A 15715-nucleotide genomic window follows, 5' to 3' on the forward strand; every position below is an offset into this window, starting at 1 on the left:
CATGCAGACGATCTACCGACCGGGGCAGTGGTACCTGATCGTGATTCCGGGGGCTCTCGTCGCGCTGCCGCCCGACGTGCACAACGACCTGGTCTCGCGGCTGTGGGAGAGGCTCCCCGCCGAGAAGACGCTGGCGAGCGTCATGGACGTGCTCACGACGGCCGCGGGCGGATCCTTCGTCGCCCTGCCGCCGTTCGCGGCAGCGGTCGTCGAGGGATCCGCGGTGCGCATCGCACTGCGCGGCGGGGTCGTGGCCCGGGTCAGCTCCGAGACCGGTGCCTCGTTCGAGCTGTCGGGTGCCGAGGTGACGACCTGGAGCGAGCACTTCGTCGGCGACGCCACGCGCATCGAGGTCACGGTGGAGCAGACGGATGCCGCGGCAATGCTGCCCGTGCAGAGCGGCATCGTGCGTGCGGCCGCCGCGAGCGCCGAGCTCGAGGCCGATGACGACGCCCCGATCGCGGTGGCGCTCGGGGCGACTCCGCAGATCGATCGGGTCGAGTCGGGTGCCTCCGCCGCCGCGCTCGCCGGAGGCGCGGCGCCCGCGCTGGCGCTCTTCGGCGTGCCGTCGTCGCCGAGTGTCGACGGCGTCCCCGACATCCCCGGCGTCGCGACACCGGCGCCGCAGCCGCAGCAGACGGAGTCCGAGTCGGGCGAGACCGATGCGCCGGAGGAGTCGGGCGAGCCGGAGGAGCCGGACGTCGACGAGCCTGCCGCCGTCGAGCCCTCCGCGGAGGAGCCCTCTGCGGAGGAGCCGGAGGAGTCCGCGAAGGACGGGTCGGAGGAGTCCGCCGACGACGAGTCCTTCCCTGAGGAGACCATCGTCGCGGCGCCGGCCGAGCCTGCTGGCGGCGCGGGGTCCATCTCCCCGCCTCCCGCGATCCCTGCTGTCCCGGCCGTGCCCGTCCTGCCCCCGCCTCCGCTTCCCGGCGAGACTGTCTCCGGCGAGGCCGTCTCCGACGACGAGGTCTCCGACGACGAGGTCTCCGACGAGACCATCGCGGGCGAGACCGTCGCGGGCCACACCGTCTCGGACGAGGACGGCCTCGACGAACACACCTGGGAGCCGCCGCGGCAGAGCTTCGCGCCGCAGAACGACGTCGACGAGATCGAGCAGCTCTTCGACGAGACGCTGCAGGGCGGATCCGAAGGGACCGCTGCCCCGGCGGCGCCTCCCGTCGCGAGGGTGGCACCGGTGCCCGCTCTGGGCGATCACGACGGAGCCACGATCACCTCGGCCGAGCTCGACGATCTCCGGCGTCGGCAGGCGGCCTCCGATGACGTCGCCACGCAGGTCCTCGCGGCGGTCCCCTCCGGTCACGGCCGCATCCGGGTGTCCTCGGGGCAGGTCGTCGAGCTCGACCGCACCGTCATCATCGGGCGCCGACCGCGCTCGACCAGGGCGAGCGGACACGACCTCCCGCACCTCGTCGCGGTCGACAGCCCGCAGCAGGACATCTCCCGCAATCATCTCGAGATCCGACCCGACGCCGGCACGGTCGTCGTCATCGACCTGCGCACGACGAACGGCTCCACCCTCGTGCGGCCGGGAGCCGAGCCGATGCGCCTGCACCCGGGCGAGCAGACCCTGGTGCTGTCGGGCGATGTCGTCGACCTGGGAGACGGGGTGACGGTCCTCTTCGAGGACATCCCGTGAGCCGCCGGCCGTCGCCGCCGCCGCAGCTTCCCGGATTCCGCTATCTCGAGCACCTCGGAACCGGCGGCTTCGCCGACGTGTTCCTCTACGAGCAGCAGATGCCCCGCCGCCGGGTGGCGGTGAAGGTCCTGCTGGCCGATCGTCTCGAGACCGGCGCGGCGCAGGAGTTCACCGACGAGGCGAACGTCATGGCGATGCTGTCGACCCATCCGGCGATCGTGACGATCTACCAGGCGGGGGTCGCCGGCGACGGCCGGCCGTACCTGGTCATGGAGTTCTGCCCCCGGCCGAACCTGCAGGTGCGGGCCAGACGCGAGCAGTTCTCGGTCGCAGAGACGCTGCGCGTGGGCATCCAGGTGGCCGGCGCTGTCGAGACCGCGCACCGGGCCGGCGTTCTGCATCGCGACATCAAACCGGCCAACATCCTCGTCACCGAATACAACCGGCCCGCTCTCACCGATTTCGGCATCGCGTCGACCACGGCCGCAGCCACCGAGTCCTCGGGGATGTCGATCCCCTGGTCGCCGCCCGAGTCGTTCGCCGATCCGCCCAAGAGCGGCCCGCGCACCGACGTCTGGGCGCTGGGGGCGACGCTGTTCACCCTGCTGGCCGGACGCTCGCCGTTCGAGCGACCCGGCGAGCGGAACACCGGTGCCGATCTCATCGAACGCATCGAGCGGGCGGCGGTGCCGCAGCTCGGCCGCCCGGATTCGCCGGAGAGCCTGCAGCGAGTGCTCGAGCGGGCGATGGCGAAGAACCCGGATGATCGGTATCCCAGTGCTGTCGCGTTCGCGCGCGCCCTGCAGAAGGTGCAGATCGAGCTCTCGCACTCGGTGACGACTATCGACATCGTCGACGAGCATCCGGTCGACGAGACGCCGGGCGACGATGGGGACGGGCTCACGAGAGTGCGCGACGTGCACTCGATCAGTCCCGAGAGCCCCACCGCCACTCGTCCGTCGGCGACGACGCAGCGCAAGCATCCGGTGGGTGCCGTCGACGTGCCGCGGTTCGATCGCCCGCCCGCGTCGGATGCGCTCGCCGAGACCCAGCACCGCGTACAGGCCGCACCGGCCGCACCCGTCGCGCCTGTGCCCGGCATGACGCCGCCGCCGTTCGACGACGACATCACGGCGGTGCGCGGTCCGACCGTCGTCACCCCCGACGCGCCGTGGTCGCCGCATCCGCAGACCGCCCCGGGCGCGGGCGCACCGCCGTTCCCGGGCACCCCGGCACCCCACGACGCGCGGCATCCGGGCACCCCGCAGTATGCGCCCGCGACGCCGTCGACCGCAGCGGACGCACCGGCCGCACCCCGCTCCCGCATGCCCTGGTGGGTCTGGGTGCTCGGAGTGGTCGCCGCGGCATCGGTGGTGGCGGGGGTCGTCCTCGTGAGCAGTCTCGCCGGTTCGCTCGTGCCGACTCCGGAGCAGACCGCGCAGGCGCCCGATCCGCAGGATCCGCTCGTCTCCGGCCCGGTGCCCGAGGCGGAGGATCTCGAGGGGACGAACACGGCCGGAGTCGTCGCTTTCACCTGGACGAATCCCGACCCGCAGCCCGACGACTCGTACATCTGGTACGAGGTGACGCTGGACGGACCGCAGGAAGCGCATATCGTTGAACAGACCGACGTCACTCTGGAGGGGGATCGTTCGGGACGCACCTGCATCGAGGTGCTCATCAAACGGGCTGACGGGCGATCTTCGCCCGAGCCGATCAGGGGGTGTGTGGGCTGATGGAGATCACTGTCGAATTCGCCGGAGAGTACTTCGAGCTGACACCGGGGGAGCCGTTCTACGTCGGCCGCCAGGGTGACCTCGAACTCGACGACAATCTCTTCCTGCATCGCCACTTCCTCGAGATCGCCGACAAGGACGGCCTGTGGTGGCTGTCGAACGTCGGGTCCCGTCTGACCGCGACGGTGACGGACTCGTCGGGCGGAGTGAACGCCTGGCTCGCCCCCGGCGCCCGGCTGCCCGTGGTGTTCGAGCAGACCACCGTCGTCTTCACCGCCGGGCCGGTGACCTACGAGCTCACGATCCACTCCAAGGGCCCCACCTTTCACCTCGACCCCCGCGAGAACGCGGAGGACGGGCAGTCCACGATCGGGCACGTGCCGCTGACCGCGCGACAGCGACTGCTGATCCTCGCGCTCGCCGAGCCCGCGCTGAAGCGCGACGGCACAGGGGCGAGCGAGATCCCCAGCTCGGCGCAGGCCGCCGCGCGTCTGGGATGGACGAGCACCCAGTTCAACCGCAAGCTCGACAACGTGTGCGACAAGTTCGACCGCATCGGCCTGCAGGGCATGCGGGGCGGGCAGGGCAAGCTCGCGATGAACCGCAAGGCGCGTCTGGTCGAGTACGCGGTCTCGAGCCGTCTGGTGACCCGCGACGACCTGGCGCAGCTCGATGCCCCGATCGACGACCTCGAGGACGACGAGGAGTCGTGAGCGGGTCGCGCCGCCTCCGCAAGCCGACCACACGCACGATAGTGTGAATCCGCGTGTCTGACGAAAGCAGGATCTGATGTCGCCCCAGTCGACGGCTGTCGCTTCCTCGCAGCTCGTGCGCCTCTCGGTGCAGTGGGAGTCCGAGCGGATCGACGTCGGTGTGCCGGGCGGAGTCCCGGTGGCCGAGGTGCTCCCCTCGCTGACCCGCCGTCTGCGCATGCTCGACGGCGCATCCGCGTCCGCAGGGTTCCGTCTCGTGCACGCCGACGGCACGCCGCTGGAGGCCGACCGCACGCTGGCAGCCCAGGGCGTTCAGGACGGTGACTTCCTCGTGCTCGAGCAGGGCACGGCGCCCGCGCTCGCCAAACGCTACGACGACCTCGTCGAGGCCGTCGCGGATGCCGTCGAGACCAACGCGCCGTCGTGGTCGGCGCAGAACTCGGTGACCACGGCCACCGTCGTCGCCTCGGTGCTGCTGCTGCTCGGTCTCGTTCCCGCGGTCTGGGCCTGGGTCGACTCCGGCACGATCGTCACCGCGGCCGGAGCGGGTGCCGCCGCGATCGTGCTGCTGATCTGCGCGCTCGTGATGGATCGCACCGCGGCCCCGCAGCAGGCGACCATGTCGCTCGCGCTCGTCTCGTCGGTCTACGCGGGCGCCGCCGGATACACCCTGCTTCCCGACGCCGACGGCTGGGGCCTCGCGCTCGTGATCGGCGGCGGCGCGATGCTGGCGTTCGGTGCCGTCGCGCTGCTCGCGCTGAAGCGTCAGCGCGAGTACAGTCTCATCCCGGTCGCGGTGGGGGGCATGCTGCTCGTCATCGGCGCCGTCATCTCCTGGTTCGCCGCCCCGGTCGCCGCCACACTCGCCGCGGCCATGGCGGTCGCCGGCATCGCGGGGCTCGGCGCCCCGTGGGTGGCTCTCGCCTCGGTGCCGCTGCGCGTCGTGTCGGCGCGCGACGAGTCCGAGGTCTATGACGCGCCCTCGCACATCTCACCGGAAGAGGTGGCGCGGCTGTACGCCCGCGCCCACCGCTACCAGGTCTCGTTGCGCATCTCGCTGTGCGTGATCGTGCTCGTCGCGACCGCTCCCGTCGTCGCCTCGGGCTTCTGGGGTCTCCTGCTGTGCGCGGTCACCTTCATCGGGATGTTCCTCGGCACGCGCCAGGTCTATTCGCGCTTCGACATCGTCGCGGTGTCCTCCGGTGTGCTCGCGGGTGTCGCGCTCGGCGTGACCACGGCGATCCTCAGTCACCCCGACTGGATCGGCGGCCTGGTCATCGGGCTGGCCGCGATCGCCGTCTGCATCATCGTCGTCGTGCTGCTGAATCCGAAGACGCGCATCCGCCTCACCCGGTTCGCGGACTTCGCCGAGTGGGGGACGATCGCGCTGCTGCTCCCGCTCGCCATCATCACCGGGGGCTGGTTCTGATCCATGGCATCCAAGTCAGAGCTGCTGCAGGCGCAGGCCTTCAATCGCCGTCGTCTCCAGCGCGCGTTCGTCAGCGGCGCGCCCGGCGGTCGTGAGCTCGCCCCGGGCAAGCCGCTTCGCGGTGTCGTGGTCAGCGTCGCCCTCGGAGTCCTGACCATCATCGTCTCGCTGCTGATCGGCACCTTCACCGGAAGCCTGCCGAAGGACTGGGAGAAGGGCGCGATCATCGTCGTGCAGGGCGAGGGATCTCGCTATGTGGCTCTCGACGGCACGCTCTACCCGGTGAAGAACCTGGCGAGCGCCCGACTGCTCGTGGGCTCGGCGAAGATCACCTCGGTGCCGGCCAACAAGCTCGACGGCATCAGCCGCGATCCCTCGCCGGTGGGCATCGACGGGGCGCCCGACTATCTGCCCGCTCCTGACCGTCAGTACGAGGGCGCATGGCTCAGCTGCGTCGCGAGCGACAGCCCGCTGGAGATCTCGACGCGACTGCTCGACGATCCGGTCGGTGCGGCCGACCAGGCGGCCCTCGTGAAGGACGACGACGACGACTACTGGTTCGTCGAGGGGGATAAGCGCTATGCGGTCAGCGACGACAACGTCGCGGTCGTGGCGAGCGTGTTCCTCGGGATCGACGACGTCGACTCCGTGCCGACGGTCTCGGCCCTGTGGCTGAATCTGGTCACCCCGGGGTCGCCGCTCGAGGTGAACCTCGGCGCGGAGCTCGGAGAGAATGCCGGCGCTGCCGGTCTCGTCGTGGGCCAGGCCGTGCAGACGCAGTCCGACGGCGACGTCGTCAACGAGTACATCGCCGACGGCGACGGTCGCCTCGTTCCGGCGACGCCGTTCGCCCGGCAGCTCCTCACCGCCTATGTGGGCATGGAGCCGGTCGTGATGACGGTCGCCGAGGCGACCGACCTCGCCGACGTGAACTCCGACGCGATCCCGGCCGATTGGCCGCGGACCGTCTCGTCGTCGTCGGCCGACGGCGGAGAGACGGCCTGCCTGCAGATGACGCCGAGCGCCGACGGCCCCGTGGTGTCGGTGACGGCCACACCCGACGACACCGAGCTGGGAACGAGCGTGACCCCCGGTGCGGGTGCGGCGATCACGGCGCGATCGAGCGGCGAGGGAGCCACGTACGGCTTCGTCGCCGAGTCCGGCGTGTACTTCCCCGTGGAGACCGCTGAGGATCTCGCTCTGCTCGGGTATTCGACCGAGAGCTCGCTCACCGTTCCCGCCGCCTGGACGCAGCTGCTCGAGCAGGGCCCCACCCTCAGCCGCACGATCGCGCAGAGGACGTCGGGGCAGGGCGGCTGATGGGTCTGCGCACCGTGCGGAGGGCAGCGGCGGCGCTCGGCGTGGCCGCAGTGCTGGGCTCGGGGATGCTGGCTGCCCCCGGTGCGGCCGTGGCATCGATGCCGACGGCCGCAGCATCGACCTCGACGCCGTCGATCGATGCGGGTGAGCAGTGCACCCCGGGTGACCGCGTGCTCGTCTCGGGAACGAGCTATCTCGTCGACCGGCTGGGCCTCGAGGCCGCGTGGACGCTGAGTCGCGGCGCGGGCGTCACGGTCGCCGTCGTCGACTCCGGTGTCGAGGCGGGCAACGCACACCTCGCGGGAGCCCTCGTGCCGGGCGCGAGCACGTTCGGCGACGGCACCGCTCCCGCCGATGACGATCTGTTCGGGCACGGCACGGCGATCGCGGGCCTCATCGCCGCGCGGCAAGTCGAGGGGTCGGGCGTGGTCGGGATCGCGCCCGAGGCGCGGATCATGCCGGTCCGCGCGTTCCAGGCCGCGCCGGAAGACGGGCAGTCCTCGCGGGACATCGCCGGACCGTCGGCGGCATCGGTGACCGCCGGCATCCGCTGGGCCGCCGACCATGGTGCGCAGATCATCAACGTCTCGCTCTCCGACGATCAGTCCGCCGACCTCTACGCCGGCGCCGTCTCCTACGCCCATGCGCGGGGGGCGCTGGTGATCGCGAGCGCGGGAAACCGCAACACCGCGAACGCCAACCGCCCCGATCCCGAGCACTTCTATCCCGGAGAGCTGACCGGCGCGCTCGCCGTCTCGGCGGTGCTGAAGGACGGCACGTGGGATCCGGACTCGTCATACTCCGGCTCCCACGTCGACATCGCGGCGCCCGGGCAGTCGATGCCCTCGGCATACATCTCGGGCGGTGACTGCGTGTTCAACGGCGACTCGGCGTCGTCGAGCTACGCGACGGCCGTGATCTCTGGGGCCGCGGCTCTCGTCGCCGCGCGCTACCCCGACGAGACTCCCGATCAGTGGGCGTTCCGTCTGCTGCAGTCGGCGATGCGCGTCTCGCCGACCGAGCCCACCGACACGGTCGGGTGGGGCGAGGTGCGCCCCGCCGAGGCGCTGGCTCTGGTCGATGACGGCACGCTTCCCGGTCCGCCGTCCCCGGCGCACCCGGCGGGCGAGCCGGAACCCGAGGTCACCAGGACCATCTCGATCGAGCCGGATGCGGATCCGCTCGACCCCGCGCGTGCGATCGTCGGATGGGCGCTCGGAGGCGCCGCGACGATCTCCGCGATCATGCTCCTGCTGGCGCGAGGACGGGCCCGCAGCACCGCGACGTGAGCAGCGAGCGCGACGCTATGGGGACTTCTCCCCCTATGGTCGTGACGCCTCGCTTCGTAGGATGAGGTCAAAGGTCTACGGAAGAGGAGCGCATGGTCAGCATGGATATGGCGGATGCCAATCGCCTCATGGCGGAACTGCGCCAGACGGCGGGTGAACTGCAGCACGAGCTGCGCTCGCTCGCGTCGGCGTCAGAGCAGCTGGCCCCGGTCACGGTCACAGACGACGCCGGCGCCATCACACTCACTCTCGCGGCGAACGGCGCTGTGCAGTCCCTCGCGCTCGATGAGGACTGGCGCGACACGATCGGCGAGGACGCACTCGGACCCGTCATCAGCACCTGCTACCAGGACGCGATCGGTCAGCGCGCGGGCCAGTGGATGAAGGCCTATTCCGAGACCGCCGAACAGGGCGAGGCGGCTCCGCTGCCTGAACCGGCTCCGGTGCAGCTCGGCGACCCGAGCGTGTCGTGGGGCATCGACGCGCGGGAGCAGCTGCGTGACATGTACGCCGCGGCCGACGCCCAGCAGCAGGAGTTCCTGGCCCACCGTGCGCAGCGCGCGCGTCAGGAGCGAGACGGGGTCAACGCCGCGAAGACGGTGATGGTCACCCGCGAGGGAGACACCATCACCGCGGTCAAGGTCGACGAGCGCTGGGTGCGCAACACGAACGACGAAGTGATCGAGAAAGAGGTCGTGCGGGCGCTGAACAACGTCATGGCCATGTCGGCACGCGAACGTGAGAACAAGTACGAGGGGTTCCCCGCGATCGAGCAGCTCATGCAGCTCGCGCACAACCCCCAGGAACTGATGCGCCGCATGGGCGCTATCCGCTGAGTCAGGGAGAACGACAATGGGATTCGGAATTCCGGATGTACTGGGCGACGTCGCCGACGCCCTCAACCCGATCGACGAGATCGTCGATTTCGCGGGCAACGTCGCCGATGGTGACGTCATCGGTGCCGTCGGCAACGTCATCGACGCCAGTACTCCGCTCGATGAGATGTTCAGCGCGGGGAACCACCTGCTCGGTGGCGGCAGCGGGGGAGGGGTCTCGTCGGGCGGCGGTATTCAGCAGCCCACGACGGTCGCTCCGCTCGACGACACCCCGGGCGAATCGATCCTGCCCGAGCCGCCCCCGCAGCCGGGTGCGTCGTCGTTCGGCGGCGAGGGTGAAGTCGACGTCGAGACGGAGTACCTGCACAAGGACGCGAATGCCTTCGATTCCGCAGCGAGCTCGTACGGCAGCATCACCTCTGCAGCGGAGGGCCTGACCATCCCGGCATCCGCCTTCTCGTTCATCGGAGGCCAGGCATCGGCGGCGTACAACACGTTCCAGGCGACCATGGCGCAGCTGCTCGGCACGGCGCCCGACGCTCTGGCCGGATTCGCCGCCTCGCTCAGGCTCACGGCTGAGGCGTACGAACAGACCGATATCGACTCCGCCAGGGCCGAGGACCGCCCCATCGACACCGAGGTGCCGTCGACCAACGGCGGTTCGACTGGCGGAGACGGTGCCAGCTCGGGCGGCGGAACGGGCGGGGGACCGGGAGGCGGAACCGGCGGCGGCGGAAGTGTCGGCGGCGGTGGCGGCGAGAACCCGCAGATCGATGACCCGCGAGTCGACGGTGACACCGACGGTGAGACCGGCGACGACGAGGCCCGTGCCGAGGCGGATGCCAAGGCCGACAGGATCGACGGTCGCGCCGACGCGCTCGACCGGCAGGCCGATCAGGCCGATCAGCACGCCGAGAAGGCTCAGGAGCAGGTCGAGACGATCGACAAGCAGATCGACGCGCTCGAGGACCGGGCTGCAGAGCTCGACCGCAGCGCCACGGACGGCGAGCGTCGGGCGACCGAGCTCGATCTGAAGGCGACGCAGCAGGAGCAGGCCGGCGACTCGGCCGGAGCGCTGCAGAGTCGCTCCGAGTCGGCCGCCGTGCGCGCCGACGCGGCAGCCCAGCGGGCGGAGGCCGCGGAGATCCGCGAGCAGATCGAGACGCTCGAGGACACCCGCGACGAGGCCATGGAAGAGATGACCGATGCGCGCGAGGATGCCGCAGAGCTGCGTGACAAGGCGGCCGACCTGCGCGACCAGGCCGCGCAGCTTCGTGACGAAGCCGCAGGCACCGACTCCACGGGCACCGGGTCGCAGGTCGATTCCGACGTGATCACCGACGGCGGTTCGGAGACGGACGGAGACGGCTCGACGCCGACGACCGACGGAAGTGTCGACGGCACCGACGGCGCCGACGTCACGGATGGCACCGACGGAACTGACGGCACCGGGGTCACGGATGGCACCGGCGTCACGGACGGCACCGACGGAACTGACGGCACCGGGTTCACCGACGGTTCCGGTGTCACCGATGGCACCGGAGTCACGGATGGTGCGGATGGCACCGGAGTCACGGATGGCACCGAGACTCCCGTGGTCGACGGCATCGGAGGCGATGCGCCGACTCCCGTGATCGACGGCGACGGTGGTCCCTCGATCCTGAAGGAGTTCGACGCGGATGAGTTCCGTGCCGAGTCCCAGCCGCAACCGGCACCGTCCTGGCAGACCCGGCTGAACAGCTGATCCCCGACCTCACGACTGGAAGAAGACGACATCATGGCTAGGCTCCCCTCTCCTCCGTCCCCTCCCCGCCCGCGTCCTGACGCCCCCAGCGGCAACTCGTCGCCCGGTCCGTCGGGAAGCCACGGCCCGTCGGGGAGCCACGGCTCCTCCGGAAGCCATGGCGGTCGCGACAACGCCGGCGACGTCGAACGCTCGCGCTCGAAGTTCCAGGAGTTCGTCGACGGCGCGGATTCCGTCGTCGGCCTCATCAACGAGGTGCTCGAGCTCGCGAGTCACATCCCGTTCATCGGCGATCTGATCGACCGGATCAACCAGCTGATCCAGCGCATGTTCGAGAAGGTCAACGAGGCGATCCAGCGGACCACCGAGATCTTCGCCTATGTCGGCAGCCCCACCACGCTGCGTCAGACCGGCGTGAGCTGGGTGCAGAACGTGGGCACGCCGGCCACCGTCGCGACCTCGACGGTCGTCCTCTCCGCGCTCCCGAGCACGGGGCACTGGGAGGGTGCGGCGCACAACGCTTACGCGGCACGGGTGGAGCTGCAGAATCCGGCGTCCGACAGCATCTACGCCAAGTGCACGATGATCGACGAGCAGCTGAACACGTTCGCCGACGCGATCGTCGACTTCTGGGTCGCCTTCTCGATCGCGGCCATCACCACGGCGATCGGCGTCGCGCTCGGCATCGCTGAGATCGTCTCGGTGTTCGGGGCGCCGGGCGGTGTGGCGACGATCATCGTCGAGGTGCTGGCGTTCATCGCCGATGTCATCGGCCTGGTGAACATCATCCTGACGGCCAACCAGGCTGCTGCCGACTTCATGACCCAGGTGACGGCCGAACTCGGCGCCGTCAGCGCGTTCCCCGGTGGGGCGTGGCCCCGTCACACGGCAGCATGACCGTGGTCGACGTGGGAGGGTCGGGGGGCGCTGCGGTGGGCGGTGCACTGGTGCTGCAGTTCGGCGATCGACGCGAGGAGATCCCCGCGGGGAGCACCTTCGTCCTGGGTCGCAGTGCCGATCTGTCGTTCGACGAGAATCAGTACGTGCATCGGCGATTCCTCGAGATCGAGCAGCGCGAGGGCATCTGGCGACTGACGAACGTCGGGTCGGGTCTGACGGCATCCGTGGCGTCGGCCGACGGGATGGCGCAGTCGTGGCTGGCGCCGGGAGCGTCGATGCCGCTGGTGTTCGCGACCACGGTCGTGATGTTCACCGCCGGATCCACGACCTACGAGTTCTCGTTGACCGCAGAGTCGCCGTTCTACGAGGTCTCGACACTGTGGTCTCAGCCGTCGGGCGGTGCGGGCGTCGCTGATCTGCTCTCGCCGATGCAGCGCATCCTGCTGACGGCTCTCGCCGAGCCCATGCTGCGGCTGAACGTCCCGGGCGCTGCGGAGCTGCCCGATCTCGACCAGGCGGCGCATCGGCTGCGCTGGTCGTTCGAGAAGCTCGAACGTCGCGTGGGCAGTCTGTGCGACAAGTTCTCCCGACGCGGCATCCGAGGCCTGCAGCGCGACGCGGAGGGGCGACTGCCGGATTCGGCGCGTTCGCGTCTCGTCGAGCATGCGGTGGGCGCGCGCATCGTCACGGCCGACGATCTCGAAGTGCTCGACGCGTTCATCGCGCAGGACGCGCTGGTGGGCGTGGGATCCTGATCATCGCGTCGAGACTTCGACGTGCGGTGAACCGGGGGGGAGACGTACATGAGTATGCCGGCTGGATGGTACGACGACGGTTCCGGGCGTCAGAGGTGGTGGGACGGCGCGCGGTGGACCGAGCATCTCGCGCCTGACGGGAGCGCGGCTGCTCCTTCCGGGTCTGCGCCCGGATCGCGGGTCGCGCCGGTGCTGGGTTTCGTCGGTCTCGGTCTGGCTGTGCTGGGCACGGTCCTCGCGTGCATCCCGGTGACGTTCGTCGTCGGCGTGGTGGTGCTGATCGCGGCGTTCGTGGTGTCGCTGGTCGGAGTGTTCACGAAGAACACGGCGAAGTGGCCGTCGATCGTCGGCATGGTCCTCTCGGTGATCGGCGGTGTGATCGGCACGATCGTGACTCTGGTGATCGTCGCGGCCGCCCTCGTCGGGCCGGTTTCTCCTGGCGTTCCGACGAGCGAGCCTCCTGCCACGTCCACCGCGCAGCCGACGCCGTCCGCCAGCGCTCAGCCGTCCGACGAGCGTCCTTCGCCCGAGCAGATCGCCGTCGAGGTGCAGCGGACGTTCCAGGGCGACGGAATGACGAACTACGACGGTATGCCGGATTTCTACCCGTGCATGGGAGAGCAGCTCTACGCATCGGATATGTCGGATGAGACGCTATCCGCAGTGATCACCGGAGGAGAACCGCTCGAGGCCGAGCGCGTCACGGCAGAGAAGGCGATCACCGACGCGATCCTCTTCTGCGACCCCGACGGTGAAGGAGCCTTCTGATGAGTATGCCGGCTGGATGGTACGACGACGGCTCCGGGCGTCAGAGATGGTGGGACGGCGAGAAGTGGAGCGAGCATGTCGCTCCCGAGCAGAGCGGCGGCGCTGCTGCTGCTCAGCCGCCGACCGGGCCGTCCGCGCCGAGCGCGAATGGCTACGCGGCGGCCACGACGGGGCCGCCCTCGTCGCCTGACCGGGTCGCGCCGGTGCTGGGTTTCGTCGGTCTCGGTCTGGCTGTGCTGGGCACGGTCCTCGCGTGCATTCCGGTGACGTTCGTCGTCGGCGTGGTGGTGCTGATCGCGGCGTTCGTGGTGTCGCTGGTGGGGGTGCTCACGAAGAACACGGCGAAGTGGCCGTCGATCGTGGGCATGGTCCTGTCGGTGATCGGCGGTGTGATCGGCACGATCGTGACGCTGGTGATCGTCGCTGCCACCCTCGTCGGGCCGGTTCCCCCTGCCGTTCCGACGAGCGAGCCTCCTGCCACGTCTACCGCGCAGCCGACATCCCCTCCGACCTCCGACGCCGTCGACGCGCGCCCGACGCCTGAAGAGATCGCAGCCCAGTTCGAGATTCTCGCGAAGGAAGGCGGCATCGTCGGATACGAGGGGGATCCAGACTTCTACCCTTGTATGGGGAGATTCATGTACGACTCGGAGGTCTCAGATGAGAGCCTCCGGCTCATCGTGCAGGGCGAAGATCCGCTTGAAACGGAGCGTGAGATAGCGGGAGAGGCGATCAAGCAGGCGACTCTCTCGTGCCAGTCCTGACGAGGAGTATGTCAAGACGTCGACCATCGCGGAACCGGAAGCGGCGCGTGATCGTCTCGTCGAGATGAAGAACAGGACTAAGGCCCGTCGATCTCGGCGACATAAGATGGTTGCTCGCACGGCGGTCGCCGTGACGACGAGGAGGGTGCGCTGATGAGTATGCCGGCTGGATGGTACGACGACGGCTCCGGGCGTCAGAGATGGTGGGACGGCGAGAAGTGGAGCGAGCATGTCGCTCCCGAGCAGAGCGGCGGCTCTGCTGCTGCTCAGCCGCCGACCGGGCCGTCCGCGCCGAGCGCGAATGGCTACGCGGCGGCCACGACGGGGCCGCCCTCGTCGCCTGACCGGGTCGCGCCGGTGCTGGGTTTCGTCGGTCTCGGTCTGGCTGTGCTGGGCACGGTCCTCGCGTGCATTCCGGTGACGTTCGTCGTCGGCGTGGTGGTGCTGATCGCGGCGTTCGTGGTGTCGCTGGTGGGGGTGTTCACGAAGAACACGGCGAAGTGGCCGTCGATCGTGGGCATGGTCCTGTCGGTGATCGGCGGTGTGATCGGCACGATCGTGACTCTGGTGATCGTCGCGGCCGCCCTCGTCGGACCGACGGGTCCGATGACACCCACCGTCGCTCCTCCCACACCGAGCATCAGCGCGCAGCCGTCGTCGGAGCCCTCCCCCTCGTCACCGCCCGTCGGCGAAGAACGGCCTTCGGCAGAGGCTCTCGGCGCGGCCCTGCTCGCCGACCTGCAGCGCACCGGCATCACGGACTACGACAACGACCCGGAGTTCGTCGCCTGCTGGGGGGAGTTCGTCTATGCATCCGAGCTGTCCGATGAGGCGCTTCTCGAGTACGTCGACACATTGACCATCACCGGGTCGGAAGCCGACCTGATGAAAACTGTGAGCACCGACGCCACCGTCTCCTGCTCGACGCCCTAGCCTGCCGCGGAGCAACCGCGCGCCATCTCTGCTTCTCCATGGGTAGCTCTCCCCATGGAGAAGCAGAGATGGCTGGGACTATTATCGTCGTGCGCACTAACGCAGGAGGGGGAGCGCGATGCTAATCAAAATGCAGCGGGTCTTCGAGATGGATGGGGACACAGCTCAAAATCAGGTTGCGCTCATCACCGAGGCTTATGACGCATTGAACCAGTCGCGAGGGACGCTGGCCGACTTGGCCGATGGGCAGACTGTGACGGTGTGGACATCGGACGGGAAGTCCGTTCCACTGGCTGCCGAACTCGCGGCCAAGTATCGTGCAGCGCTGAAGTGGCGCGATGCGATCGAGGAGAACCTGCGAGCCGCGGCGGAGAACATCCGTCTCGCCATCACCGAGACCACCCAGCTGAACGAGGCTCAGAAGAGTCGCTACTACGCGCAGCTCGATGCTGTGCTCGGTCAGAATTCACGCGAGGCCTGAGGGGGAGCGCCATGGGAGAGAACCGGGAACGACTCGATCGGCTGATCGCCAACCGCGAGAGCCCTGCTGTCGCTGGTCTTCGGGTAGGTCAGCAGATTCTGCAACTCGCTGCGAGCACAGCGACGAAAGACGCGACACAGAACATCCAGAAGGCCGCACGCTCCGAGGGCTTCGGGGGCGACTACGGCATGACCGTGACTGAGGCTCTCACCGTGATCCGCGCCGACCTCAACCGGTTCGCGGACTACCAGACAGCATTGCGATCTGCAGTCACGCGAGCGACAGACGCATTGGGTGAGGCCGCGAGCGGAACTGCCGATCTTCCGGAAGCGGCACTGACTTCGTCTCAGCAGAGCACCATAGACCTGGCTGCAAAAACAGACAGTCCGG

General features: G+C 69.4%; 14 protein-coding genes. All 14 read left to right on the top strand.

The window, feature by feature from the left end; translation table 11 throughout:
- The first annotated feature begins 1 nt into the window (after window position 1).
- Window positions 2-1657 carry an FHA domain-containing protein gene (locus DXT68_RS17135; RefSeq protein ID WP_244918554.1) on the top strand — a complete coding sequence of 552 codons (1656 nt, stop codon included), beginning with the start codon at window positions 2-4 and terminating at the stop codon, window positions 1655-1657.
- Window positions 1654-3393: a protein kinase domain-containing protein gene (locus DXT68_RS02515; protein ID WP_045254925.1), complete on the top strand. Its 1740-nt coding sequence runs from the start codon at window positions 1654-1656 to the stop codon at window positions 3391-3393. Before DXT68_RS17135 ends, DXT68_RS02515 begins: the two co-directional genes overlap by 4 nt.
- Window positions 3390-4106 carry a hypothetical protein gene (locus DXT68_RS02520; protein ID WP_045255008.1) on the top strand — a complete coding sequence of 239 codons (717 nt, stop codon included), beginning with the start codon at window positions 3390-3392 and terminating at the stop codon, window positions 4104-4106. Before DXT68_RS02515 ends, DXT68_RS02520 begins: the two co-directional genes overlap by 4 nt.
- 76 nt (window positions 4107-4182) lie before the next feature.
- Window positions 4183-5535: a type VII secretion integral membrane protein EccD gene (gene eccD, locus DXT68_RS02525; RefSeq protein ID WP_045254924.1), complete on the top strand. Its 1353-nt coding sequence runs from the start codon at window positions 4183-4185 to the stop codon at window positions 5533-5535.
- 3 nt (window positions 5536-5538) lie between these two features.
- Window positions 5539-6855 (top strand): type VII secretion protein EccB, encoded by a 1317-nt coding sequence (gene eccB, locus DXT68_RS02530; protein ID WP_045254923.1) that lies wholly within the window; start codon window positions 5539-5541, stop codon window positions 6853-6855.
- Complete coding sequence (locus DXT68_RS02535) at window positions 6855-8144, top strand: S8 family serine peptidase (protein ID WP_052677809.1); 1290 nt, start codon at window positions 6855-6857, stop codon at window positions 8142-8144. Before eccB ends, DXT68_RS02535 begins: the two co-directional genes overlap by 1 nt.
- 92 nt (window positions 8145-8236) lie before the next feature.
- The gene (locus tag DXT68_RS02540; RefSeq protein ID WP_156149309.1) at window positions 8237-8980 is read left to right on the top strand and encodes a hypothetical protein; all 744 of its coding nucleotides are present in this window, start codon (window positions 8237-8239) and stop codon (window positions 8978-8980) included.
- Between the two features lie 16 nt (window positions 8981-8996).
- Complete coding sequence (locus tag DXT68_RS02545; protein WP_045254921.1) at window positions 8997-10724, top strand: type VII secretion target; 1728 nt, start codon at window positions 8997-8999, stop codon at window positions 10722-10724.
- Between the two features lie 33 nt (window positions 10725-10757).
- The gene (locus DXT68_RS02550; RefSeq protein ID WP_045254920.1) at window positions 10758-11621 is read left to right on the top strand and encodes a hypothetical protein; all 864 of its coding nucleotides are present in this window, start codon (window positions 10758-10760) and stop codon (window positions 11619-11621) included.
- Window positions 11618-12379 carry a hypothetical protein gene (locus tag DXT68_RS02555; RefSeq protein WP_156149308.1) on the top strand — a complete coding sequence of 254 codons (762 nt, stop codon included), beginning with the start codon at window positions 11618-11620 and terminating at the stop codon, window positions 12377-12379. The genes DXT68_RS02550 and DXT68_RS02555 overlap by 4 nt, the downstream gene beginning before the upstream one ends.
- 48 nt (window positions 12380-12427) lie before the next feature.
- Window positions 12428-13147 (top strand): DUF2510 domain-containing protein, encoded by a 720-nt coding sequence (locus tag DXT68_RS02560; RefSeq protein WP_082068996.1) that lies wholly within the window; start codon window positions 12428-12430, stop codon window positions 13145-13147.
- Window positions 13147-13911, top strand: a complete 765-nt coding sequence (locus DXT68_RS02565) for a DUF2510 domain-containing protein (protein ID WP_052677807.1) — start codon at window positions 13147-13149, stop codon at window positions 13909-13911. The genes DXT68_RS02560 and DXT68_RS02565 overlap by 1 nt, the downstream gene beginning before the upstream one ends.
- 153 nt (window positions 13912-14064) lie before the next feature.
- Complete coding sequence (locus DXT68_RS02570) at window positions 14065-14844, top strand: DUF2510 domain-containing protein (RefSeq protein WP_115760443.1); 780 nt, start codon at window positions 14065-14067, stop codon at window positions 14842-14844.
- A gap of 130 nt (window positions 14845-14974) precedes the next feature.
- Complete coding sequence (locus DXT68_RS16890; RefSeq protein ID WP_156149307.1) at window positions 14975-15325, top strand: hypothetical protein; 351 nt, start codon at window positions 14975-14977, stop codon at window positions 15323-15325.
- Window positions 15326-15715: the final 390 nt, after the last annotated feature.

Source organism: Microbacterium foliorum (assembly GCF_003367705.1).
Lineage (GTDB): Bacteria > Actinomycetota > Actinomycetes > Actinomycetales > Microbacteriaceae > Microbacterium > Microbacterium foliorum.